The organism is Dysgonomonas sp. BGC7 (assembly GCF_001261735.1).
Classification (GTDB): Bacteria; Bacteroidota; Bacteroidia; order Bacteroidales; family Dysgonomonadaceae; genus Dysgonomonas.
In genome coordinates, this window is sequence record NZ_CVRP01000004.1 from 42,029 (window position 1) to 66,989 (window position 24,961).

Annotated in this window: 16 protein-coding genes and 1 pseudogene; 5 read left to right on the forward strand and 12 right to left on the reverse strand. The window is 37.1% G+C overall.

Annotation, left to right across the window (positions count from 1 at the left end):
- The first annotated feature begins 300 nt into the window (after positions 1 to 300).
- Positions 301 to 1,035 carry an HAD family hydrolase gene (locus BGC7_RS02830; RefSeq protein WP_050700058.1) on the forward strand — a complete coding sequence of 245 codons (735 nt, stop codon included), beginning with the start codon at positions 301 to 303 and terminating at the stop codon, positions 1,033 to 1,035.
- An 82-nt stretch (positions 1,036 to 1,117) separates the two neighbouring features.
- Positions 1,118 to 1,570 (forward strand): DUF937 domain-containing protein, encoded by a 453-nt coding sequence (locus tag BGC7_RS02835; protein ID WP_050700059.1) that lies wholly within the window; start codon positions 1,118 to 1,120, stop codon positions 1,568 to 1,570.
- Positions 1,571 to 1,620: 50 nt separating this feature from the next.
- Here BGC7_RS02835 and BGC7_RS02840 read toward each other — a convergent pair whose 3' ends face one another.
- From BGC7_RS02840 to BGC7_RS02855, 4 genes and pseudogenes are all read right to left on the reverse strand, one after another.
- Positions 1,621 to 3,315, reverse strand: a complete 1,695-nt coding sequence (locus BGC7_RS02840) for a B12-binding domain-containing radical SAM protein (protein WP_050700060.1) — start codon at positions 3,313 to 3,315, stop codon at positions 1,621 to 1,623.
- Between the two features lie 189 nt (positions 3,316 to 3,504).
- The gene (locus BGC7_RS02845) at positions 3,505 to 5,682 is read right to left on the reverse strand and encodes a DUF3857 domain-containing protein (RefSeq protein ID WP_082206434.1); all 2,178 of its coding nucleotides are present in this window, start codon (positions 5,680 to 5,682) and stop codon (positions 3,505 to 3,507) included.
- Positions 5,683 to 5,690: 8 nt separating this feature from the next.
- The gene (locus BGC7_RS02850; protein WP_050700062.1) at positions 5,691 to 7,556 is read right to left on the reverse strand and encodes a transglutaminase-like domain-containing protein; all 1,866 of its coding nucleotides are present in this window, start codon (positions 7,554 to 7,556) and stop codon (positions 5,691 to 5,693) included.
- A gap of 225 nt (positions 7,557 to 7,781) precedes the next feature.
- Positions 7,782 to 9,479, reverse strand: a pseudogene (locus BGC7_RS02855) (hypothetical protein).
- Between the two features lie 297 nt (positions 9,480 to 9,776).
- Here BGC7_RS02855 and BGC7_RS02860 point away from each other — a divergent pair.
- Positions 9,777 to 11,639 carry a metallophosphoesterase gene (locus BGC7_RS02860; protein WP_050700063.1) on the forward strand — a complete coding sequence of 621 codons (1,863 nt, stop codon included), beginning with the start codon at positions 9,777 to 9,779 and terminating at the stop codon, positions 11,637 to 11,639.
- A gap of 69 nt (positions 11,640 to 11,708) precedes the next feature.
- Here the strand turns inward: BGC7_RS02860 and alaS are convergent, their stop codons facing one another.
- Positions 11,709 to 14,324: an alanine--tRNA ligase gene (gene alaS / locus BGC7_RS02865; protein ID WP_050700064.1), complete on the reverse strand. Its 2,616-nt coding sequence runs from the start codon at positions 14,322 to 14,324 to the stop codon at positions 11,709 to 11,711.
- Between the two features lie 110 nt (positions 14,325 to 14,434).
- Here alaS and BGC7_RS02870 point away from each other — a divergent pair, with 110 nt between their 5' ends.
- Both BGC7_RS02870 and BGC7_RS02875 read left to right on the forward strand, forming a co-directional pair.
- Positions 14,435 to 15,406: a M23 family metallopeptidase gene (locus BGC7_RS02870; protein ID WP_050700065.1), complete on the forward strand. Its 972-nt coding sequence runs from the start codon at positions 14,435 to 14,437 to the stop codon at positions 15,404 to 15,406.
- Between the two features lie 7 nt (positions 15,407 to 15,413).
- Positions 15,414 to 15,758 (forward strand): MerR family transcriptional regulator, encoded by a 345-nt coding sequence (locus BGC7_RS02875; protein WP_050700066.1) that lies wholly within the window; start codon positions 15,414 to 15,416, stop codon positions 15,756 to 15,758.
- Positions 15,759 to 15,839: 81 nt separating this feature from the next.
- Here the strand turns inward: BGC7_RS02875 and BGC7_RS02880 are convergent, their stop codons facing one another.
- The 7 genes from BGC7_RS02880 to BGC7_RS02910 form a co-directional block, all read right to left on the reverse strand.
- The gene (locus tag BGC7_RS02880; RefSeq protein WP_050700067.1) at positions 15,840 to 16,196 is read right to left on the reverse strand and encodes a VOC family protein; all 357 of its coding nucleotides are present in this window, start codon (positions 16,194 to 16,196) and stop codon (positions 15,840 to 15,842) included.
- Positions 16,197 to 16,227: 31 nt separating this feature from the next.
- Positions 16,228 to 17,739, reverse strand: a complete 1,512-nt coding sequence (locus tag BGC7_RS02885) for an MBOAT family O-acyltransferase (RefSeq protein ID WP_255351448.1) — start codon at positions 17,737 to 17,739, stop codon at positions 16,228 to 16,230.
- A 44-nt stretch (positions 17,740 to 17,783) separates the two neighbouring features.
- Positions 17,784 to 19,160 (reverse strand): LysM peptidoglycan-binding domain-containing protein, encoded by a 1,377-nt coding sequence (locus tag BGC7_RS02890; protein ID WP_242034386.1) that lies wholly within the window; start codon positions 19,158 to 19,160, stop codon positions 17,784 to 17,786.
- A 67-nt stretch (positions 19,161 to 19,227) separates the two neighbouring features.
- Positions 19,228 to 20,610, reverse strand: a complete 1,383-nt coding sequence (locus BGC7_RS02895) for a GDSL-type esterase/lipase family protein (RefSeq protein ID WP_255351447.1) — start codon at positions 20,608 to 20,610, stop codon at positions 19,228 to 19,230.
- Positions 20,611 to 20,803: 193 nt separating this feature from the next.
- Positions 20,804 to 21,286 (reverse strand): pyridoxamine 5'-phosphate oxidase family protein, encoded by a 483-nt coding sequence (locus BGC7_RS02900; RefSeq protein ID WP_050700070.1) that lies wholly within the window; start codon positions 21,284 to 21,286, stop codon positions 20,804 to 20,806.
- Between the two features lie 12 nt (positions 21,287 to 21,298).
- Positions 21,299 to 22,219, reverse strand: a complete 921-nt coding sequence (locus BGC7_RS02905) for a DUF3316 domain-containing protein (RefSeq protein WP_050700071.1) — start codon at positions 22,217 to 22,219, stop codon at positions 21,299 to 21,301.
- Positions 22,194 to 24,914, reverse strand: a complete 2,721-nt coding sequence (locus tag BGC7_RS02910) for a DNA gyrase/topoisomerase IV subunit A (protein WP_050700072.1) — start codon at positions 24,912 to 24,914, stop codon at positions 22,194 to 22,196. The genes BGC7_RS02905 and BGC7_RS02910 overlap by 26 nt, the downstream gene beginning before the upstream one ends.
- Positions 24,915 to 24,961: the final 47 nt, after the last annotated feature.

Here is a 24,961-nt window from a genome sequence, read left to right on the forward strand (position 1 = left end):
AATACTTTTTTACATAAAAAAACCTTTCTCATCTTTACGAGTGAGAAAGGCTCTAGTTTTTCTTTATATATACTACATAGCAATGCTCACCCTAAATTTCTCCAGAGGATAATGAGTGAACTAATAATAATACTATGTGTGATCATTGTAATCTTTTCTATATGATTGACAAAGTTATTTCAAATTTTGACAAACACAAATAAAAAGCTAAGTTTTTTACGTTTTTATGACTTTTATTCTATTTAGGCTATCTCAAAGAATAAAACTATCTTTGCAATAACAACGAATACTTCTTTTGAAATGAATACTTCTTTTGAAAACTATCTGACAAAAAACAACTATACTAATTTCAATCTCAAGGCTGTACTTTTCGATATGGATGGAGTGCTCTACGATTCCATGAAATGGCACGCTAAATCGTGGAAAGAGACAATGGACGAGTTTGAAATACCAAGTACTCCCGAAGAGTTTTACCTGTACGAAGGAATGGTAGGCAGTACAACTATCAATTATCTGATGAATAGAGAGAAAGGCCGTGACGCTACCTCCGAAGAAAAAGAAGCAATATACAGGAGGAAGACTGAGCTATTTACCAAATACAATGATGGGGGACTAATACCTTATGCGTATGATTTTGTAAAAAAGGTACATAACCAAGGGCTTTTATGTATTATTGTCACAGGTTCGGGGCAACCAACTCTCATTAATAAAATTGAGCATAATTTCACAGGACTGTTTAGTAAGGACAAAATGGTAACAGCCTTCGATGTAAAACACGGCAAACCTCATCCCGAACCTTATCTTATGGGATTAGAGAAAGCCGGAGATCTTTTGCCAAATCAAGCTATAGTAATAGAAAATGCTCCACGTGGAGTAGAAGCTGCCGTTGCTGCGGGAATATTTACTATTGCCGTAAATACAGGACCTATGCCCGACTCTGTACTGGCAGATGCAGGAGCGAATATCGTATTACCATCAATGAAAGCTCTCTTCGATAATTGGGAAGAGTTTAAGAGTATCTTAGTCAATAAATGACATCACTTTCTTAACTCTTGAGAACAAACAAAATATCATCTGAAATGTTAGAATAGTATTATAAACTTAATATTATAGAATCATGCTAGATGGTATTTTAGATCTTGTAAAAGATCAGGCTATGCAAGCCATAACAAACAATACTGATGTTCCAGCCGAAAAGAAAGATGCTGCTATAGAAACTACAACCTCTACTATTGTAGACAGCCTAAAAGGGCAGTTGTCTTCTAACAATCTTGGCAGCATAGTGAGTCTGTTCGGAGGCAACGACAACTCAGACATCGCAAACAGTCCTTTAGTTTCTTCCATACAAAGTTCAGTAGTATCGGCTCTTAGCCAAAAGGTTGGATTAAGTTCGAGTGTAGCCAACAGTATTGCATCTGCTGTAATACCGGCTCTGATAGGACTAATTTCTAAGAAATCGAACGACCCGAACGATTCTTTCAGTATAGAATCTCTTGTTGAATCATTCTCGGGACAAGGAAATAAAAAAGGGGGCATACTCGGTGCATTAACGAGTTTGTTTGGGAAATAAGACATGTTTGGTAACATGAAAAAGAGTGGCTCTTATGCCACTCTTTTCTTTTATATCAGAACTTCATCGGGAGGCATTGTATAACGAAATGTACGATGTTTTTGGGGACTGTTTTCCACATCAAAAAAGGTTAGCATTATCTCCTCATCCGATAATAAATCGACAGCCATCTGTTTCTCTATTTGTTTACGAGTTAAGCCCTGCTCTTTAAGAAAGTCTTTATCTTGTCCTATCAGATACAGCAGTTGCTTTCTTTTTTTCTTACCTAAAGAATCTTCCCAAAATCCTTGTGGCCTTCTCGAAAAATTATTGTAATAATCGGTACGTAAAAACTTAAACAAATCTATTCCCTTTTCTATAAGAAACAGATGCAGGTTACGAAATAAGTCTTCTAACTGATAGCCTCTGTGCGGGTATTGGTTATCATTGTAAAACTGTCCTATTTCGTCAAACAATTCGAAATATCTTCCTGTATAGTATTCAGAGAATAACACCTCCATTGTATTTTTAAAGCGACCGCTATTCCAAAACTTTTCGAGCGCATGTTCCGCATCGTGAATTTGATCGAGATCTGCCCGGGAAATATCAGTATTGTATTCTATTTCGTATGGAGCCTCGGTATCATATTTATAACCATACTTTTCAGCATCGCGCCGCAGATTTGTCCCTCTCAGCATTTTTAGAAAACCGAGCTGTACTTCTTTTGCCCCTAAAGCAAAGACATCATTAAACGACCGGATAAAACGCTCCAGTGTTTCGTAAGGCAAGCCGGCTATAAGATCGAGATGAAGATCAATTTTACCTCCATCCATTATTTTCTTTACATTACTTGCCAATAACGGAAAATCTTGTTTCCGCCTCACTGCAATATTAGTAGGTTCGTATGTTGACTGAATACCTATCTCGAAACGAAAAAAGTCTTTTGGTACTTCTCTATTCAGATAGTCAATCATATCATCCTTAAGCAGATCAGCATAAACTTCAAACTGGCAACTAAGATTTGGACGATAATTATCTATCAGAAAATCAAAAACAGTATGAGTATGATCTTTATTAAGATTGAATGTGCGGTCTAGAAATTTGATTTGCTTCGCACCATTATCTATAAGGTATTTCAGATTTTGTAAAATATGACCTGTAGGATAATAGCGCACACCTTTCTCCAATGAAGACAAACAATATTGGCACTGATAGGGACATCCTCTCGATGTTTCGAAATAAACCAATCTGTTTTTAAGGTTTTCAATATCTTCCTCCAACATATAAGGAGATGGTAATACTGACAGTTTTTCGAGATCGGCTCTTGCAATTTGCTTGCTTATCTTACCTTTCCTCGAAACACCTCCTATTTCTATTTCCTCACCTTTCTCTATAGCTTGGAGCAAATCTCCTAAAACAAATTCGCCTTCTCCACTTATAATATAATCTATCGGCCAGTTCTCGAGGAAAAACTCAGGTTCATACATCACCTCCGGCCCTCCTAATATAATTACAAGAGAAGGATTCTTTTTTCTGAGCAGTGATATCAGCTCTCGGGTATGATTAACATTCCAAATATAAACGCTTAGTCCAAGCACATCGCAATCAAGAGTCAGCAATTCCTCTGCAACCTTTCCCACATTCTCTTTTATTGTATATTCCCTGAATGAAATATCGCACCTCTCTTTATTAGCTACATATAACCAACGAAGAGCTAGAGAAGTATGTATATATTTGGCATTGAAGGTTGTAACAACCGTTTTCATATTCTATCTTAAATAAGAAGCTACAAAAATACAATATAAAAGCAGATTAATAAAATGAGAATATCAGGTAAACTTGAATTCAGGCAATGAACCGAGATCTAGGACTTCGTTTATTGCCTGAATTAGAAAACAAATCAGCATTATTTTCAACAAACTGCTAATTAATTTATATAGTCCCTCTTCAGCTTTTCAATTCTTTTTCAGAACAATTGATTGTGAGTAGAAGTTAACGCCCGCATCTAGTATCTGCAAGAGTCTATCCCAATTTTGAAGAGGTTCAATCAGAGTTTTATAAGTTTTACAAGCTTCTATTGTTATTGTTTTTCCATTGATGCTTGCTGATGAAGTGAACGAAGCCACTTCATTATCTAGACTGATATTGAGGTTATCCACATTATCGACTGTATATCCATCCGGAATTGTGATTTGAATTTCGTGTTTAAACATCCGAGAAGATAGAAAATACATGTCGATACTACGTTTACGATCATCTCCCTTTAAGTCTAATTGGCGGCCAATCAACTTCCCTGCATTTAGGATATAGTTCTTTCCTGCTTTTTGCACAAGACCTTCTTGGAGGTAGTGAACACTGGTTTCCAAATTTGGATTCTGAGAAGTTACACCTAAATGTTTAACTTCATAATTCAAGACCTCTTTCGGATCTGCCTGATGATACTCAGAGATAATTTTCTTTATCTGATCCTCCTGATCTTTTTGCTCTTTCGTTATAATTTCATTGTAGTCATCTAATTGCTTACGCATACTTTTCTTCGATTTCATATACTCTTCGAAACTATCCTTCAAGCCAAGGCTCTGCCGTATTTCTTCGTGCCATTTTTGTAGCGTCACATAGTTTCCTACATCTTGAGATTTAAGAGCACCTTTTGTGAACGACTCCATGGCAATATCCAATATCATAGGATCTTCAGAAAGAGAGACTCTTATCTTCTGCAATAAAGAATTTTTATCAGGACTGCTTATTGGAGTTTTGAATGAGCCTTCTGTCCCTTGTAACATATCATTCTTGAATTTATAATTGGCATAGGTGATAACCGACTCGCCTTCAAATTCGGGACGAATCTCACCTCCGATACCAAATGGCATATTAGAGTTGAAGAATTGAGTATTGTTATTTGCCAAAACAACAAAATAAAGGTCATACCTGTTGAATAGTTCATTCATTGGTACATCGAAGCGACTTGTTGTAAGTGCAAATTTGTGTTCTATTTTAAATTCTTTAAACAATGTAGCGAGATATTTAGGAAAACCAATATAGGTATAACCTCCGCCATCAATAAACCAGTTATATTGTAACGCGTTGAAGATATAACAAGCAAGATCCTCCTTGCTTACCTGAGGATTCTCTTTTATATAGTTTTTGGCCATACTTCTTGTCATCTTGTAGATATCTATTGTACCAGCCATAATTTCGCCTCCTACACTGCATTTAGCATCAGCGATAATGGTTTCGGGCGGCACATCTTTAAATACTCCGCTTTTACGTGCTGTTTTCGGTTTCCATATATTACCCGATCCGTTGTTGAGAATAGCCAAACGTATGATCGGATATTCACGAAAGGCTGATGACCATCTATTCATGCCTTCTACTTTAGCTATATTTTCTTTCTTAACGTCCAATACAATTTCTTTGTCCTCGTTGGTAGATTCTTTAAACTCAGGAGCACCATTGACAGAGCGGTATTCGGTAGTTAAATTTTTATTTATTTCGCAATGAACACTATATGAAAATATTGGATATTTATCCACAAAGGCAATAGTAATGAAAGGAATATTTTCGGAATCAATATGCCCTTCGTTGCAAATAAAATAATCAAGGATGTCGCCTACCTGCAAGTCTGGTATCGCCACTTTTTTACTTTCTTCTTTTTCATCGACAGTTACAGCTTCTGCTTTGATATCCACTTCATTGATAGTGCCATCTGCTTTGATAATGCGAACCCCTACTATAGTTTTATATTTGCTACTCATCCAAACACCCCATCTTTTTTCCTGGCTACGAAAAGACAGGCTCGAATAATCATCAAGTGAGACTTTATCGTTAATCTTTATCATCTTGCGAAGAATATGACTATACACTACTTCTTTGTTGACACCTATGCTACCAAAAGCACTAAAACGCAAACGTTTTTGTCTTTTAGCCTCTATCTGTTCATGTATAGCAATTAGCACGGCCGACTCATTTTTGTATTTGTCAGGTACTGAATAGTTTTTGAACTCAGGGCGATTCCATCCCCACACTTCAGATCGCACTTCTTTTGCATATTCATCATACTTTTGCGCCATTATGTGTTGTGTGCAAATGAAGGTAATGGCAAACAATAATAGTTTGGATAAGGTTCTTTTCATTATAAATACTAATTAATTTTTGTTAGTGTTACTTGCTCCATATATGCTTTTCGCAACGATGAAATATCATCGTTCCATTGATTAAAGCTATCCTTCTTAAGATAGTCGGATGGAATATTTATTATTTTCTTATATATAAGCCTGTTATCCTGCTGTTTATATTCTATAGAAAAAGTATATCCTTCACGTTCTATACGTAAATCTTTGGGGATAGATGTTATTTTATAGCCTTGAGGAATATTTAAAACTGTTTGACGTACAACATAGTAATGATAAGAAAAATCTATGTCATGTACTCGTTTTTCAATATTAATATTATTATTACTGAAATCTTTTTGCAAATCAAGATCTATGTAATACTCATTGTCGATACTTTGAAGTCCTTCTTTAGTTTCTAGGTTATAACAGATTTCTACTTCCTGAGATTGAGAGGAAGCACCTCGTATCTGAATGTCATCAGCCTTACTCTGCGAGCTGTTATTCTCCAGAAACACCTTTAAAACACTGTTAAGTTTATCTTTTGGTGTAGCATCCATTAGTGAAAGTAAAATCTGCTTGGATTCACCCATGTAATAATGTTTCGATTTCATTTGTAAGATGTCCCCATCTACGTGTATTTCACTATAGAGACTATCTGTATTCATCAGGGAAGGAAAAACGGGTATTCTGTTAAGTAAGTATTCACTATTGTCTTTGTCTTCTACAAGTGTTTGTCGGCCTTGTATATGATGAGAGTATTCGCCTAATGGTATATATTTCACCGTAGCATCCAGATAATAAGTCTTTCCCTTAAAGAATAAGGCACAAATCATATGATTGTCATTAGATAATGATGGTGTCGTATAGTCGTATGCTATATGATTGGTGCCTAACCATGCCAAACGCGCATCGAAACCTTCCGATTGTAATAAAGCTTTTGTTAGGTTTGCCATGCCTTTGCAGTCTCCATATTTCTTTCTCAAAACCTCTTGTGCATCATCGGGTTTAAATGCTGCTAAACCATCTTCGAAGGCAATGTACCTTATATTGTCTTGCACCCATGCAAACAAGGATTTGATTTTTTCTTCGTCTGTTTTAGAGTCTTTAGTTATTTCCTTTGCTTTAGTACGAATAATTGTCATATCGTTATTCACATCTTTGACAATATTATGATACCATGCATACTGGTCGTTGAGAGTTTCAAAAAAAGTTACCTTTTCTCCATCTATATTCGCCGATTTACATATAACCTGTATATGAGGATAAGTTTGAGTATATCCTCGCATGTTACTTTCTCTCTTTTCGGCCGGCTGATTGATTACCTTATAACTATAAATGCGATCCTGACTCTTTGGGTCTATACTAATATTTTTACTGATATTTTTATCTATACTATATTCGAGTAGTTCTACATTCATCCATTGAGGGACCCTCACGGTTACTTCCATTTCTTTAATAAATAAATCGTCACTTAACGGAATTATTGTGAAATAACGTGGATCTAAATATTTCTTTTTGAATTTCAATTCATTCGTTGCTCCTTTACGTTCGAAATAAAGGTCTATATAACAAATATTCAGATCCGTGTAGAACATATTATCTGAAGTATAAAGTTTATATTCAGGTTTAGATGAATATCTGCCTTTTCGGTCTATATCTGTAAGTTTAGTTTTGTTATTATAGCTTTCGGTCATAGTATATGTTTCACCCCATTTACTACATTCATAATAGATTGCATTTTTCTCGTTCACTACAATGCCTTCTTTTTCTCTATCGAAAGAGAAAGATGATATTTTTTTATTTATCAGTATATTATCCTCTGATGTTTGCGCCTGAGCTTTTAAAATACAAAAAGCAATAAGAATTGTCGTGAGAATGCAAAGATGTGATTTCATTTAGCTTTGTTTGGGTTAAAGAACAAATATATTAAATAAGTTTTAATGAATGCAATAAAATATTTTTGTTATAAAAAAACCGCCCAATTCTGTCATTCTATTGAGAATGGCAAAATTGGACTATTAATTGAATAAACTCTGCTATTTAAAACAGTGTAGGGTCGAATATTTATTCGCCCCTACACCAGATACTAAAAATATATCATTATTTATAATATCAAGGACTTATTTCTTTGTCCCGGCAAAAAACTTTTCTACACGATCGGTCCTAAGCATCTGCCATAAAGATGCAACAGTCCACCCGGGAGCAAAAATATCGTTGTAAAAGCCTTTACCGTTTTTTCCATAATCCCAGTTTGTATGTTGTACAACTTCGGGATAATACCCCACTTTACCAATATTGAACATATGTCCTTTAATCGGCATCAGTTGCAACATAGAACTTTTATAACAGAAGAGAAGTCTGAGAATCTCTTTTCATTACGCTCTTTTGCCAACCAATCTAACACTGTGGCAAACTCAAAGATAAATACATCGACATGATTGTTCTCTACTGAAACATTCCCCCAACCACGAGACTGAAAGCCAACATCGCCGAGCATTTGCCCTTGTGCAAAAGGCACATTCCACGTATAGTACCATGACAGACTAAAATATGCTGAACGCTTAGCCAGATCTATATAGTGTTCTCGTTCTTTTCCTTTAGTCACCATAGATAAGTAATACATCGCCGTAGAGGCATAGAGAGAAGCCTCTTTATCTTCGCAATTAGCATCTAGTGTCGATGAAAAATAGTCCGCCTTAGAAATCAGTTCTTTCTCGAGATAAACAGATGTCTTTCGTGCGCTTTCCAGATAAGTATTATCCTTGAAATAACTATATGCCATCGTGAGAGGCAAAGTAGCAGAAGGCGTACTTCCTCCCGAAGAATCTAAAAGACCGAACTGGTCATTAAATTTTCGAGGAAAACTACCGTTTCCTTCTTGAAGTTTCATGAAGTTTCCGAGTATTACTTTGATCTTTTCCTCCCATTCAGGATGCTTACGCCCTTGTTTCTTTTCGTAATCTAAATAATTGAGAATGGCAAACACTCCTTCGGACTGACGACGTATGCTATAAATATTTGTTTCGCTATTCTTATCGTAATTTACAAATTCGCGGAAGAAACCATTAGGAGTAAATCCATGATTCAGATAACTATCGAATATACTATTAGCATTTTTCACGAGTTCCGGACGATTATTCTGCTCTCCATTTCCAGTGCATTAAAAGCATTGAGCAATACTCGTCCCACGAAGCCAACCTCAACCGAACCTGTACTTGAGCAATCGTCTGTACGCATGTGCACACCGGAACAGTATTTCAAATCATATTTATCTACATAACTTTCTACAAAAAAATTAGAAAGAATTTTCTTTGCACTTTCCACATTCCATTGAGTTTTTACTTCCTGTGGTTTATATCTGTCATAGCTATATTCCCAAGTTTGGGCAACAAATGCAGAAAAGTCAGAGGCAGTTCCATTCGCAATCTCCCAGCAAAGCTCACGTTTTTCTCCTTTTTCGAGCTTTTCAAAAGCCTGTACAGAAGGAGCCAATGTCAGTTTACGCAGATAAGTTTTTGGAGCTTCGCTATATGGGAACCCAAAAACTAGCGCAGTATGACCATTCAGATTTTTGAACCCTGTAAAACCAATAGATGTTTTCCTCCTAAAATAACCTCACCTGCCTGATGAGTAGTCAGGCTTTCCCTAGCGAATTCATCCAAGCGGAGAACAATATAGTAATTTCCTGTCTTTTCATTGAATATACCTGTAAGCGGTGTACTAAGCCTGTCTTCACGCACCTGCTAACTATCACTGGTGTGAAATGAAGGGGCTTCCTTAGGTGAGCGCAGATTATGACGATACCAGAAGCCTGGCATATAGAACTGACAGTCGTTATGATCGATCTGATTCAATTCATATATTGAATGTTATGATATGACTCCAAAAGAGTTTATTCGTAAGAATTCGGAGAACTCTTCTCCAAAGGATTAAGATTATCATCTGAATAAAGGACTATCAGAATTTATAAAAGTCAAAGCGGAAACATTAGCTGGCAGTTAAAGATAAATCTTTTAATTATTTATAACTTCCATAACTCATAAACAAGACGAGCGATCTTCTAAAACAAGTAAAAATAGTTAACTTTGAAATTCCATCTAAACACATACAATAAAATGAAAAACAGAATCTTATTTGCTGTGTTATTATTTTCAGCAGTTATTCCACTACTTTCCTTTGCACAAAGCATACCTGCAAAAGAAGACAATTCTCTCCGCATCATGTCATACAATGTACACAACTGTATAGGTATGGACAATAAAATGGACTATCAAAGAATAGCAAATGTTATTACCTCAGTAAATCCTGATGTAGTAGCCCTTCAAGAATTAGATAGTGTAACCCAACGAAACAAAGGAATTTTTGCTTTGAAAGAAGTAGCAAATCAAGCTCTAATGCACTACACTTATGCACCTGCTATCAGTTTTCAAGGAGGTAAATATGGTATTGGCATTTTGTCGAAAGAAAAGCCTCTGAATTTCCGTATCATTCCTCTTCCCGGAAAAGAAGAGCAAAGAACTTTTCTTATTGCCGAATTTGAGAAATACATCTTTTGCTGTACGCATCTTTCTTTGACAGAAAAAGACAGAGACACATCTGCATCTATAATCTTGAATTCTGTAAAACAGTATGCGAAACCATTATTTCTTGCAGGCGATATGAATACAGAACACGATTCGGAAACTCAGAAAATATTAAGTGATAAATTTACTATACTCAACGATTATAAAGTAAATACCTTTCCCTCCATAAAGCCCGATTCGTGTATAGACTTTATTTACGGATACAACAATGAAGACAAATACTCTTTACTACAACGCAGGGTTATAGACGAGGAAATTGCATCGGATCATCGTCCATTATTTGTTGATGTTAGGCTTAAAGCTGATGAATCTCAAATAATAAAAACAAAGCCTTACCTACAAAACCCCACAAACAACGGTATAACCGTATCTTGGTTATCAAACGTACCTACACATAGCTGGGTAGAATATGGGACAGACAAGAGCTTGGGCAACAAAGCTGAAACTTTAGTAGATGGTCAGGTAATAAGTAACAACAGACATCATAAAATACGGCTAACCGACCTTAAGCTGGGAGCAACTTATTACTACAGAACATGTTCACGAGAAATAACATTGTATGAAGCATACAAGAAGGATTTTGGCAAAACAGCATATTCCGAAGTATATTCATTTACCATGCCTTCGCCCGATAACCAAAACTTTACGGCAATTATTTTCAACGATTTGCACAAAAAGAAAGAGCTAATAGATGCTCTTATGGGGCAGCTAAAAGATGTAAAATATGACTTTGTTGTCTTCAATGGAGACTTCGTTGATGATCCTAAGAATGAAGATGTCGCTGTAGACTTTCTTTCATACATGAATGAAAAAGCCGGAGTAGAATCCGTTCCTGCATTTTATTTAAGAGGAAATCACGAAATACGGAATGCGTACTCTATACAAATGCGTGACCTATTCGATTATGTAGGAAATAAAACTTATGGTTCATTTAACTGGGGAGATACCCGCATTGTAATGCTCGACTGTGGAGAAGACAAACCCGACAGTACTCCTGTCTATTATAACCTTAACAATTTTGAACAATTACGTAAAGACCAAATTGGCTTTCTGAAGCAAGAAACTACTTCTGAAGAATTTAAGAAAGCGAATAAACGAATATTGATACATCATATACCGATCTACGGATCAGGAGACAAATACAACCCATGCCTCGACCTATGGCATCCAATATTAAAAGATGCTCCGTTCAATGTAGCAATAAATGGGCATACTCATAGTTTTGCCTATCATCCTAAAGGTGAATTGAAAAACAATTTTCCTGTAGTAATAGGAGGAGGAAACAGAATGGAGACTTGTACAGTTATGATTCTAAAAAAAGAAGGTAATAAAATGACATTAAATGTACTGAACTCTGAAGGAAAACATCTTTTAGACTTAGACCTAAGTAAATAATCAATAGTATAATAAAATAGAAAGAGCCAATGTGAAAACATTGGCTCTTTCTATTTTATATCCGCTTCTTTATTTTATTTTTTCCATTATTTCATGTAGGGCATTTGTCAACCCTTCTACATTTTTCCCTCCTGCTGTAGCAAAGTGAGGTTGTCCTCCGCCACCACCTTGTATATGTTTGGCTGCATCACGTATTATCTGAGAAGCATTCAACCCATGATCTTTTACAAGGTCATCACTTAGCATGAGAGTAAGTAACGGCTTATTTTCCGAATCGGTAGCACCTATGAAAGCCGAATTCTGAGGGAACTGTCCTTTCAATTGGAATGCAATATCTTTCACCACTTCTGCCGGAATAGAATTAGTCAACACAAAAATATCTACTCCATTATGCACCTGTTTCTTTCTTATAAGGGCATCTTTTACTTGCACGGTTTTTTCTTTAACAAACTCTTCCATTCTCTTTTTCAAATCTGCATTTTCGTCAAAGAACTTACGGAGAGTCTGAGCTAGATTCGGTGCATTATTAAGCATTGTTTTCATTTCATTGAGAACATCTTGTTGTGTGTAGAAATAATCTTCACAAACATCCGCCGTAATAGCTTCTATACGACGAATACCCGCTGCTATCGAGCTTTCGTTGATTATACGGAACGAACCGATACGCCCTGTAGATGAAATATGTGTACCGCCACACAACTCCACAGAATCACCAAACTTGATAACCCGTACATCGTCTCCATATTTTTCGCCAAACAGAGCCATAGCCCCCATAGCCTTAGCCTCGGCAATAGGCATATGCCGCATTTCCACACGTGGTATATCTTCTCTTATACGGGCTGTTACGTAACGCTCTACTTTTCGTATTTCTCTATCTGTCAATTTCTGAAAATGAGAAAAGTCGAAACGAAGTACATTTGGCGATACATACGATCCTTTTTGCTCTACATGACTGCCCAAAATTTCTCGCAACCCTTCGTGCAACAAGTGAGTGGCAGTATGGTTACACTCGGTAGCCGTCCGACTCTTAATATTGATACGCGCAAGAAATGTAGCGGTCACATCCTTAGGTAGCTTTTCGGAGATATGAACAGCCAAATTATTTTCACGCTTAGTATCTGTTATAATTATTTCCTCTCCTTCATTCATCAACCAACCACTATCGCCAACCTGTCCTCCCATTTCGGCATAGAAAGGAGTGTGAGCCAATACAATCTGATAATATTCTTTATTTTTTTGCTTTACCTTACGATAACGCAATATCTCTGTTTCATATTCTGTAAAATCGTACCCGACAAAATCGGTATTCCCTTCTTTCAAAGTAACCCAATCTTCTGTCTCCACTGCTGCTGCATTGCGAGCACGGTCTTTTTGCTTTTGCATTTCTGCATTGAATTCACTTTTATTGACAGTCATTTCGTTCTCTCTAAGAATAAGCTCTGTCAAGTCGAGAGGAAAACCATAAGTATCATACAATGTGAAGGCATCAGCACCACTCAGCACTGTAGAGTTTTTAGCTCTTGTCTCTGCTATTTGTTTGTCCAGCAATTTTATACCTGTCTCCAAAGTACGAAGGAATGATTCTTCCTCTTCTTTTATTACTTTTTCAATCAGTGTTTTTTGCTGAATAAGTTCTGGATAGGCATCACCCATAGTATCTATCAGCGCAGGAATAAGTTTGTACATGAAAGATTTATGCTGATCGAGAAATGTGTATCCATAACGCACGGCACGACGAAGAATACGGCGAATCACATAACCTGCCTTAGCATTCGACGGCAACTGTCCATCGGTTATAGAGAATGCAATAGTACGTATATGATCGGCAATAACACGCATAGCAATGTCTTTTTTCACATCTTGTCGGTATGTGCTGCCTGTTAGTTCCCCGATTGCTTTTATTATCGTCTGAAAAACATCTGTATCGTAGTTTGACACTTTTCCTTGAACAGCCATACACAGACGTTCGAATCCCATACCTGTATCTATAACTTTTGCAGGCAAAGAATCCAGTGATTTGTCTGCTTTACGGTTATACTGCATGAATACCAGATTCCAGATTTCTATTACATCAGGATCTATGTTTACCAACTGAGCGCCATCTACTTTTGCTCGTTGCTCATCGGAACGAATATCTATATGTATTTCCGAGCATGGGCCACAAGGTCCTGTATCTCCCATTTCCCAGAAATTATCTTTTTTATTTCCATTGATAATCCTCTCTTTAGGAAGATATTTTTCCCAGTATCCTGCTGCCTCATCATCTCTTGACAAACCTTCTTCGGGACTACCTTCAAAGACTGTAACATACAAGCGTTCTTTATCCAGCTTTATAACTTCTGTCAAGTATTCCCACGCCCACTCTATAGCCTCTTTCTTAAAGTAGTCTCCAAAAGACCAGTTACCCAGCATTTCGAACATGGTATGGTGATATGTATCATGCCCTACCTCTTCCAGGTCGTTATGCTTTCCGCTTACACGCAAACACTTTTGAGAGTCGGCCACCCGCGGATACTTAATGGGGGCATTGCCTAGGATAATATCTTTAAACTGATTCATCCCCGCATTGGTGAACATCAATGTCGGATCATCTTTTATTACCATCGGTGCAGACGGCACTATCTGATGTCCCTTTGAAGCAAAGAAAGATTTAAAAGAGTCGCGGATTTCTTTAGAAGTCATCATTTTCTGTTACAATCGTTTTTCGGTTTCTTTAATAAATACAATTTGCAAAAATAGCTCAAAAACTTTACTTTTGTCGAACTCGTGTGATAAAAAAAGCGAGATGTTGCAAAATGAAGAGAAAAGTCTTTTATCGGTACAATCCTCAAACTCTCACTTATGAAAGGATTTATCCCAGTACGAAGGATAAAATATTTACTATTTTCAGACATCTCATATCAGGTATCGTAGTAGGAATAGCCGCATTAGTTGCATTCGTATACTTTTTTGGCACGCCTTGGGGCGAGGCTCAGAAAAAAGAGATGCAGCTGATGAGAACACAATATGAAATATTATCGAAACGGACTGACGAAATCTCAAAAGTTTTACGCGACATCCAGCAACGTGACGACAACCTCTACAGAGCAATATTTCATGCAGACCCAATTCCTTCTTCCATCCGCTATTCGGGCATAGGGGCTCCTGCCAGATACGATTATCTTATAGATCTTAGCAGTTCCGACTTAATTATACAAACTACAAAGAAAATCGACTACCTGTCCAAACAGATTTATATACAGTCTAACTCCTTTGATGATGTTTTAAAAATGGCTAAAAACCAAAAAGACAGGCTGAAACATATCCCCAGCATTCAACCTGTACCCGACAAATACCTTAAACAAGTGGCTTCGGGTTACGGTACTCGCATAGACCCTATATACGGAACAGCCCGTTTCCATGCGGGAATGGACTTTGCCTCTAACATAGGAACGCCAGTCTATGTTACAGGAGACGGAACTGTTACTCTTGCCGACTGGAAGCAGGGATATGGAAAATGTATAATCATAGATCACGGATACGGATATCAAACTCTATATGCTCACTTGAACGATTATAAAGTACGTCTCGGACAAAAAGTAACACGAGGTGAACAGATTGGAGAAGTAGGAAACACAGGAAAATCAACGGGCCCTCACTTGCATTACGAAGTACATGTGAAAGGACAACCCGATAATCCGGCTAAATATTATTTCATGGACTTATCTCCTGAAGAATATGACAAGATGTTGCAGATAGCAGCAAATCATGGACAGGTAATGGATTAACTACATTATGAAAATAGATTTGGACAACAGCACCCGCTTATATTATTCCATAAGAGAGGTAGCCTCACACTTTGGAGTGAACGAGTCTCTTCTCCGTTTTTGGGAAACAGAATTTGACATTATCAACCCAAGGAAGACCGAGGGAGGTGCACGCCAATATAAAAAAGAAGATATAGAGACAATAGCATTGGTCTATCATCTTGTAAAAGAAAAAGGGATGACCCTTGAAGGAGCAAGACAGACATTGAGTCATAAAAAAGATGAGACTCTTCGTAAAGTACAAGTTATAGAGAAACTGGAAAAGATAAAAAAAGAATTGGAGGATATGGAACGAGAGTTCGATACAGAGTAAATCCACAATTAAAAATACAAAGCCCGAAGAATATTGATATTCTTCGGGCTTTGTATTTTTAAACAGAATCTAACTTTGAAATTATTGTTGATAGTCTGTTAAGCCTAAACGATTTCCTGAAGGATCTGTTAATTCAACTGCCCATCCTGTTTTTATCTTAAATGGTTCAGACAAAAATACGACACCTTTATCCATTAACTCTTCATATATATTTTTCACATTTTCTACTTCAAACCATATCGTAGGCTTCATATCCGGAAAATGTGTAACATCTTTTAGTATAATAGCAGGCTCTTCGTCTCCTATGTTATATGCAACCATACCTTTAGCAGAAAAGTCAAACTTTAGAGATAACCCTAACACTTCAGCATAAAAGTCTTTACTTTTTTGCATATCCTGTGATGGTAAGAAAAAATTATCAATGTTTTTAATTTTCATTATTCTTTATTTTGAGATGTATTAATAAAAATTAGAACTGAAAATATATAAATGGCTGAGGGCCACTAGATGCAGTTGCAAATATCAGCCAAAACACAAGACCTGCCAATAACGCCTTTATAAACAATGGCGTGCTATTAAATCCTGATTTAATCTTATTCACAAAGTTTTCGGGTAAGAAATGCATTACATATCCTATTACTATCAGGATGAATACATTCTTATAGCCCTCAAGTATAGTCAACCACTCGTCCGGGGCAAAAGTAAGATTACCAATATTGGCAATCACTTCTCCTGCCTGCTCGAAAGTGTTCGCTCTGAAGAATATCCAACAAAATGCAACAAAGTGGAAAGTAAGCAGAATACAGATAATACGAGTAAAACGATTATCTGGTACTTTAATATATTGCTTAAAGAATCTTTCTACAGCCAATACTGCTCCATGTAAACCACCCCACATAACAAATTTCCATGATGCTCCATGCCAAAGCCCTCCAATAAGCATTGTAAGGAATAGGTTGACATAAGTTCTTACCTTACCCTTTCGGTTGCCACCTAGCGAAATATATAGGTAATCCCGCAGCCACGAGGATAAAGAGATATGCCAGCGGCGCCAAAATTCTGTTATCGACTGCGATTTATACGGAGTAAGGAAGTTTGGAGGGATAGTAAATCCCATAAGAAGAGATAAGCCTATAGCAATATCAGAATAACCTGAAAAATCACAGTATATCTGTAAGGTATATCCATACACAGCCATCAAATTCTCAAATGCGGTATAGCTCATTGGTGCATCAAATACCCTATCTACAAAATTGGTAGATATATAGTCCGATATAACGGCTTTCTTTATCAATCCTATAAGGATAAGAAAAAGAGCCATACCTGCTTCTTCTTTCGTCAGATGAAGTTTATTTTTCATCTGAGGTAAAAAGTCTTTCGCTCTGATGATAGGCCCTGCAACAAGCTTAGGGAAGAATGTAATATAGAAACAGAAATCGAGAAGCGAATCGGCAGGCTTCATCTGTTTACGATAGAGGTCTACTCCATAGCTTATAGCTTCAAAGACGAAAAAAGATATACCAATAGGTAGAATTATATTGTGTAATGCAAAATCACCATTGAATAAAGCATTCAGATTCTGAATAAAGAAATTGGTGTACTTAAAGTATGCCAGCATCAGCAAGTTTCCCACAATAATAAATGTAAGGTAAAGTTTGCGGACAGATTGTTTTTCTGACTTGTATAATCTTACGGCCAGCAAGTGTGTGACGACAGCACAGACTACCAGTAATATGAAATAGTTGAGAGTAAAATGAAAACCAAATAAATTGATATCCATTGTATCTCCTCCTGCTAGATAATAAAAATATAAGGAGAAAGCAATAAGATAAACTTTCCTGAAATGATCATGATTGCGACTTAAGACATAGACAGTATAGAAAATTAAGAAAAAGCCCAGAAAAAATGCACTATTAAACAGCAAACGATGTTCAGGGTTAAAAATAAACAAAGAAGATGTCTCGTTTATTACTTTATCTATATAATCAGGCAAATAAAAATTGCTGATTTCATCAATCAATGTTTTCAATTTATTTTAAATTTCTTAAAGTTATTATATGCGTCGATAAAATCGGATGCGAACAATTGCCCCTGAGCTACATATCCTCCGGCCGTATAGTGCACCTTATCACGTGCAATCATACGCGAATATTCTCCTTTAGGCCCTATACCCGAAGCACCCCCCATACGGGTATACAAATCCCACACAGGCAGATTGGCCAAACCCATCAGAGCAACGCTATAGTCTGACACATAAGTATTTGTGCGACGACGACGAAACATAGATGGCGGCGGAGTCATAACCAACACTATGGCATTAGGATTTAACTGCTTTATTTTGTTCACAAGCTCTCTCAATTGATATATATAGTCTGTATCCGATATCTTCCCAAAAGATTCATTTGTACCGAAGGATAGAATGATAAGATCGGGTTGCAATATAGGTAACTGCTGAAAGAACAAGGGATATTTACTATAATCGGTCAACTTAGCGCCATTCACGCCAATGGAATGATATATAATTCCAGGTTTGTCATTTTCGAGAACGAAACCATTAAGGTTATACATAGCCTGCTTCTGAGCAGGTAGTATAGTAATTCTACTCATAGCAGTATCGCTTGTATATGACGAATAATAAGGCTTCGATACCAAATCAACGTAATTTAAACTATCCTTTTGGATGTTTGTTTTTTCTGTTTTCTTAGGTTGTACCCCCCCACCCTTTACGGGTATTTTAAGACGCTGAGCCGGACGTATCATATTCGATTTCAAACCATTTGTCTTCTTTAACTGAGTAACTGTAACTCCATACTTACGCCCAATTACAGAGAGGCTTTCTCCACTTTTCACTTTATGATATTTATATCCTGTGGCAATACCGCCACTTACTGTTGCTGCTGCAACCAAAGGCTCTGCTGTTGTTGAAATTATATATTGAGGCTCTTTAGTCGGATAAATGATTTTTATTTTATTAAAATCGCAGCCTTCTATTGTAGACAACTGTAATACAAAATCTTCATCAGAAGTGTATAAAGCTATACCACTAAGCCCTACACCTACATCTGCTACCGGAAAAACATTCAAAAGGCTTTGCCAAGGTGCATTACTTACATATTTCACATAACGGGGCCCATTTGTCTTAACCAGACTATAGGGAAAAGTAAAACCGACACCCCCGTTTCCGAATTTTCCTTGTAGAGCCACACGAATAGCATCTGTAAAAAAATCGGCCTGAATATGTGAGTCTCCGATATGCACTATATTGATTTTACCTTTATGGTTTTTCTCTAGATTTTGTAATTTTTGGAAAAGTGGATTTAATAATGCCTGATTAGAAAAAATATCTTTATTGCCATCTGCTTTCTCTTTTATTTCTTTACCATAGACATATCCGACTGACATAAAAAGAAATAGCAAACTACAAATTATTGTATTTTTCAAAATCATCATTTATATTCACTCCTCTATTTTATCGGTTAGTTTTATATTTCTTATACCCGTTATCTATTTCACCATATATGAGCTTAGCTATCTTCTTAGAGCCAGCTCCATTAAAGTGAGTATAATCCTTACCTGCTAGATGATTGTCCACCCATTTCACCATAGATCCATTACCTCCCATAAGGTCATATAAGTTAATATAACCTGAAGATGTTTTTCTGGCATAATTTCGCTGGGCTTTAGCTAATGGGGTAACAGCAGGGTCGGTCTGCATCACTCCTTCTATTTTAGATGCTTTATCGGCAGTAGAAATTATCAATATATCGGCATTAGGAAAACACTGACGAAGGTTGTTGACAACAGTAGTCATATTTTTCTCATACCAGTTGTAGTTAAGAGAACCATATCCAAGAACATTAGCACCATAGTGAAGCACAACCAAATCATAATTCAATACATTATCAAAAGCATTCATCAACGCCGGACTTAAGATAGAAAGAGGAAGCCCTGAATTTCCCCGGGTAGAAAAATTATCTACGTGGACACCTCTACCATCATCGAAATTAAGTCCATAGATAGGTATAGAATCTGCTCTATGAAAATCGACTTGTAGCGATTTAGCATTATGTGGAGTCAGTTTTAATGTATTTAATAGTTTGTTGGGTTCTAAAGGCTTACTGTGAACAGAATCTTTATCTGCTTTTATGGTTACATAACCTTTTTCGTTTCGGGAACTACCATAGAATAATGTAGGATTGTTCAATGCAGTGGAATGCAACTGTGACTGAGCCTTATATCTCACCCAATATGTTTGAGAAGGATCTTTGGCAAAAAACACCTGTCCATCTATACCAAATGGGCGGCTAGGCTTTTTCACTTTTAGGAATGACTGAGAATACCAGTTTTTCGAGAATTGATGGGAAATAGATCCGCGGGCCCCAGCAGACAGAGATGACACAGCTACAAAACCAACTCCTTCGCCACCATAATCGGATTGAAATTCGCTACGAACATCCTGAACAATATAATCTCCATCATTCATCGAATCGCCAAAATAAGCGACTCTCACTGTTCCTGATTGAGTTTGTTCCAAATTGTGAAGCTTTGCATAAAATCGTTTTAGGTTTTGATAACCATCACTCTTCAGAGCCGGATCAAAATTTGCATCTACCTCCTCCATTTGTCCCGCTTCTCCTTGTATACTATCCGTATTCTGTGCTTCAACAACCATCGCTGTAGTATCGCTCTGTGCGGCAATGGCCAGACTATCCATTACAATATTATTAGTAACCGTGACTTTCTCAGGGAAAAGGCGGGGTGGTAATATATTCTTAAATAAAAGAAAGGTGGCAATGGCCAATATGAGAAAAAGTATTATTTTCCCAAAATAGGAGTTGCTAGATGTGTTCACGACCAACAATTTATCTAATGTTTAACTATTTGTAAAACGTTCCCTATTAGGGTTCTGTACTATTTACCGATACATTATTCAGCATCAGAATGTATATCATTCTGTCCGAAAAACATCGACAAATAGGCCTGTGACCTTAAAGTTTGCAAAGCTAGTTACTTTTATCCAAAATATTTATTGTGTAGAGGATATTTTATTGATATTTTGCTTTTGCTGTAATATGGTCTATACCAATACAAAAAACAGATGTTCTATTCCAAGATTTAGCCATATATTTTTCACCAATATCTTCATATCCCTGCGAATATTTTTTGACTAACAAGCGGAGAGCCTTACGCTTTTCGTCATCGGATAAGTTGAGATCTACGCGCCCGAATGCTATAACACTTTCGTACAATGTGGTAAACTGATCTGCGATCGGTTTGGTTACTCCTACTACACAAAATGAAACCTTATCATTGTTCTTCATCACATCCAGCTTCTCTCCTTCAGGAGCACAGTGAAAGTAAAGATTCTGAGAATCGGAATCGTATGCATAGCTGATAGGAAGACCATATGCATAACCATTATCGGACATACCAAGACTAAGAAAACCAAATTCTGAGGTCTTTAATAATTCCTGTATACGATTCTCATCTTCGAGTATCCTATTTTGCCTTCTTACTTCTCTAAACATAGTATTCGTTTTTTAATATCCGTTCCAATAATCGTTACGAGCTTTTACCTTTGGCACTTTCACCCCTTCGATAGGAAATCCTATGACAAATCCGTTAGTGTAATGGTGTGTCTGAATATCGTGTACCTTTGTCTGATACCACGAACCCAGATAACCGACTCTGATCGTATATTTATGTATAGGTATATCTACTGTAATATAGTTACGCAAAGCACGCTGATTGTGTAAAGAAGCAAAATTGACAACATCGACAGAATTACCCAACGATATTTCATAATAAGATTGTCCGAAACGTGGAGAAAACAGCATACCCATAAAAGGTGTATCTATCTGCCAGCGAACAGCAAACCATTTCAACTTATAAGATGCAGTAACCGAAAGATTAAGATTAGTGTAAGCCCTTGCTGTAGCGGGGTTATTACCATTTCGCTCGTTATAAAGAACTCCTCCGTTTATATCCCAGAATCCACCTACACCCAAACGAAAAGCATCTGTATTATAGAATCGATAATGTCCTCCAATCCTATAGCTGGCCAACAACCAATATTCCGATACATTCTTTGCAGGATTGTCTCCTTTAGCCAAGTCGAGTTCGAATACTTGTTGCTTATAAAATTTATAGTCGAACCATGTGGTACGGCGCATTTGTTCGTACATCAGACGAACGGACGTTCCTTTATATTCGAGTGGCGACAAGTATGTATCGTACATATTTGCAGACCCCAAAAAGGCTGTTATGGTATTGTTGGTAGTAAGAGGTATCCATGTCGGCAAATCGACAACACAAAATTCCGACTTGGGATATAATATTTCACTTTTCTCTATTACAGAATCAATTCTCACAGAAGAAGGCATCTCCTGTGAAAAAACAGGAAATGATATAGATACTGTTATTAGAAACAGAATTTTATTCAGTATCCTCTTTATCTCCATCCTTAAACAATGATTGTTGTCCCGTTATTTCATCTATAATATCAGATATTGGACGATTATCGACATCATCGTCATCGTCATCTATCTGCACCTCAAATTTCTTTTCTTCCTCCGGTTCCGGAAAACGGAGTGGCTCCAGTTCGGTAATTTCACCTATTTCGAATGTAGATATACGTTTGCCTTTTGCCTTGAAGCTTTTCACTGCTATAAATTCGTCAGCATCTATATCCAGTGCTTCACGATAGCTGTCTCTTCCTCCAAATGTTACCTGTATGCGAGGATAGAATGTGTCTGTAAGTATTTTCAATTTCGAATCAGAGTTATCACCCAAGAAATTCTGTTTCTTAGCCGATGCCTCAAACGCAAAACGCTTTATATATACAAATTGTTGGTCTGCATCAAATAGTATAGCTGTCCAGTTCTTGTGTGGATCAAACTTTTCTATACGGATAATACCCGCTTCGTAGTGGTTGGTAACCTCGAACGAAGAAGTGTAAAATTCACCGTTTTCATGTACTACCAATATCTGATCTTCACTCTGAAATTCGCCTAAAAAAGTACCTCTGCCATCATAGTTGAGACGAAGCACATCCTGATCGAACCAAACTTTTCGGCCTCCAAGGGTAGAACCTCCTTTTTGTTTCAATGAGACTTTGTGTACCTCAGCTTTGGTCAGAATATTTCCCATCGACTGACGTCCCTTGATAGCGATTTCACTGAAATCTTTTTCAAAAACAAGTATCTTCTGGCGGGGTTTTGGTTTCAATATCACACGTATTGTTTCGGCTTCACCATTCGGATTGGCACTGAAATATACTATCCTCGAACCGTCCTTGCCTTGAGTTACGTCATATTCCTTATCGCGGGTAATGCCCGTTACAGCAAAGCGTTTAATATAGTCCGGTCCATTTTTACCATGACGATATACAACATTGTAAATGGTTCGTTTATCGTTTCTGCGAAAAACGTTCAGATATAAAACATTCTTACCGACAAACATCTTGTCGCTCACTTTTACGATCTTATATTTACCGTCTTTGTAGAAAATAATAACATCGTCTATATCGGAACAGTTGCTTACAAACTCGTCTTTTTTCAACGCTGTACCGATAAAACCTTCTTCGCGGTTAATATATAGTTTTTCGTTAGCCTCAACAACCTTTGTGGCTTCGATAGTATCAAAGCTCCGTATTTCTGTTTTGCGGGGATAATTCTTACCATATTTCTCTTTCAGCATCACATACCAGGAGATTGTATAATCTACAATATTTTCTATGTTATGCTTTATCTCCTCTATTTCCTCTTTGTAACGGGCAATAAGTTCATCCGCCTTATCGGAATTAAATTTGAGGATACGCCCCATTTTGATTTCCATCAGCTTGAGAATATCTTCACGGGTAACTTCACGTATAAATATCTTTGCAAACTTAGATAATCGCTTATCAATATGCGCAACTGCCGCATCCATATCTGCCGCATTTTCAAACTCTTTGTCTTTGTATATGCGCTCTTCTATGAATATCTTTTCGAGAGAAGAGAAATGAAGACTTTCTTCTATTTCTTTCTTTTGTATTTCCAGCTCGAGCTGAAGCAAACGCAGAGTATTGTCAGTAGTATCTCGCAAAATACGGCTTGCATTGAGAAAATACGGTTTATTATCTTCTATTACGCAGCAATTTGGAGAAATACTTATCTCGCAATCCGTAAAGGCGTATAGTGCATCTATCGTTTTATCTGATGATACACCGGCAGCCAAATGCACATGTATCTCTACATTCTGTGCTGTGATATCATCTACCTTACGTATCTTTATTTTCCCTTTATCGTTAGCCTTTAGTATAGATTCAACGACAGAGGACGAGGTACGTCCGTATGGTATATCACTTATTACAAGAGTTTTATTATCTAGTTTCGATATTTTAGCCCTTACTTTTACCGAACCGCCACGCTCACCATCATTATATTTACTTACATCGATATAACCACCTGTCTGAAAATCGGGGTAAAGAGTAAAGTCGTCTCCTTGCAGATGAGCAACAGAAGCCTCGCATAATTCATTAAAGTTGTGAGGCAAAATCTTGGAAGACAATCCTACTGCAATACCTTCCGCTCCTTGTGCAAGCAATAGCGGAAATTTTACAGGCAGAGTTATAGGCTCTTTATTACGTCCGTCATACGATGGTTTCCATTCGGTAGTCTTGGGATTGAACAACACCTCTAAGGCAAACTTCGACAAACGAGCTTCTATATAACGGGGAGCAGCAGCTCCGTCTCCTGTAAACACATTTCCCCAGTTGCCCTGACAGTCGACAAGTAAATCTTTTTGTCCTAACTGCACCAAGGCATCACCAATAGAAGCATCACCATGAGGGTGGAACTGCATAGTATGCCCGATAATATTGGCAACCTTATTGTAACGTCCATCGTCCATGCGTTTCATAGAGTGCATAATACGACGCTGAACAGGCTTCAATCCATCAGTAATATGAGGTACAGCACGTTCGAGTATCACATAGGAGGCATAATCGAGAAACCAGTTCTGAAACATACCTGACAAATGTTGATAATTGTCTGCCGTATCTTTCACAGGTACTTTATAATCAGAATGAGAATCGGTATTACTCAACTCTTCATCTTGTGTTGTTTCATCATTCTCTAAGTCTTCCGGTTCTTCTACAATATCTTCAGGGAGCATGTGTAATCTTTGATTTTAAATAGCTATTTTCTAAACTCGTTCAAAGA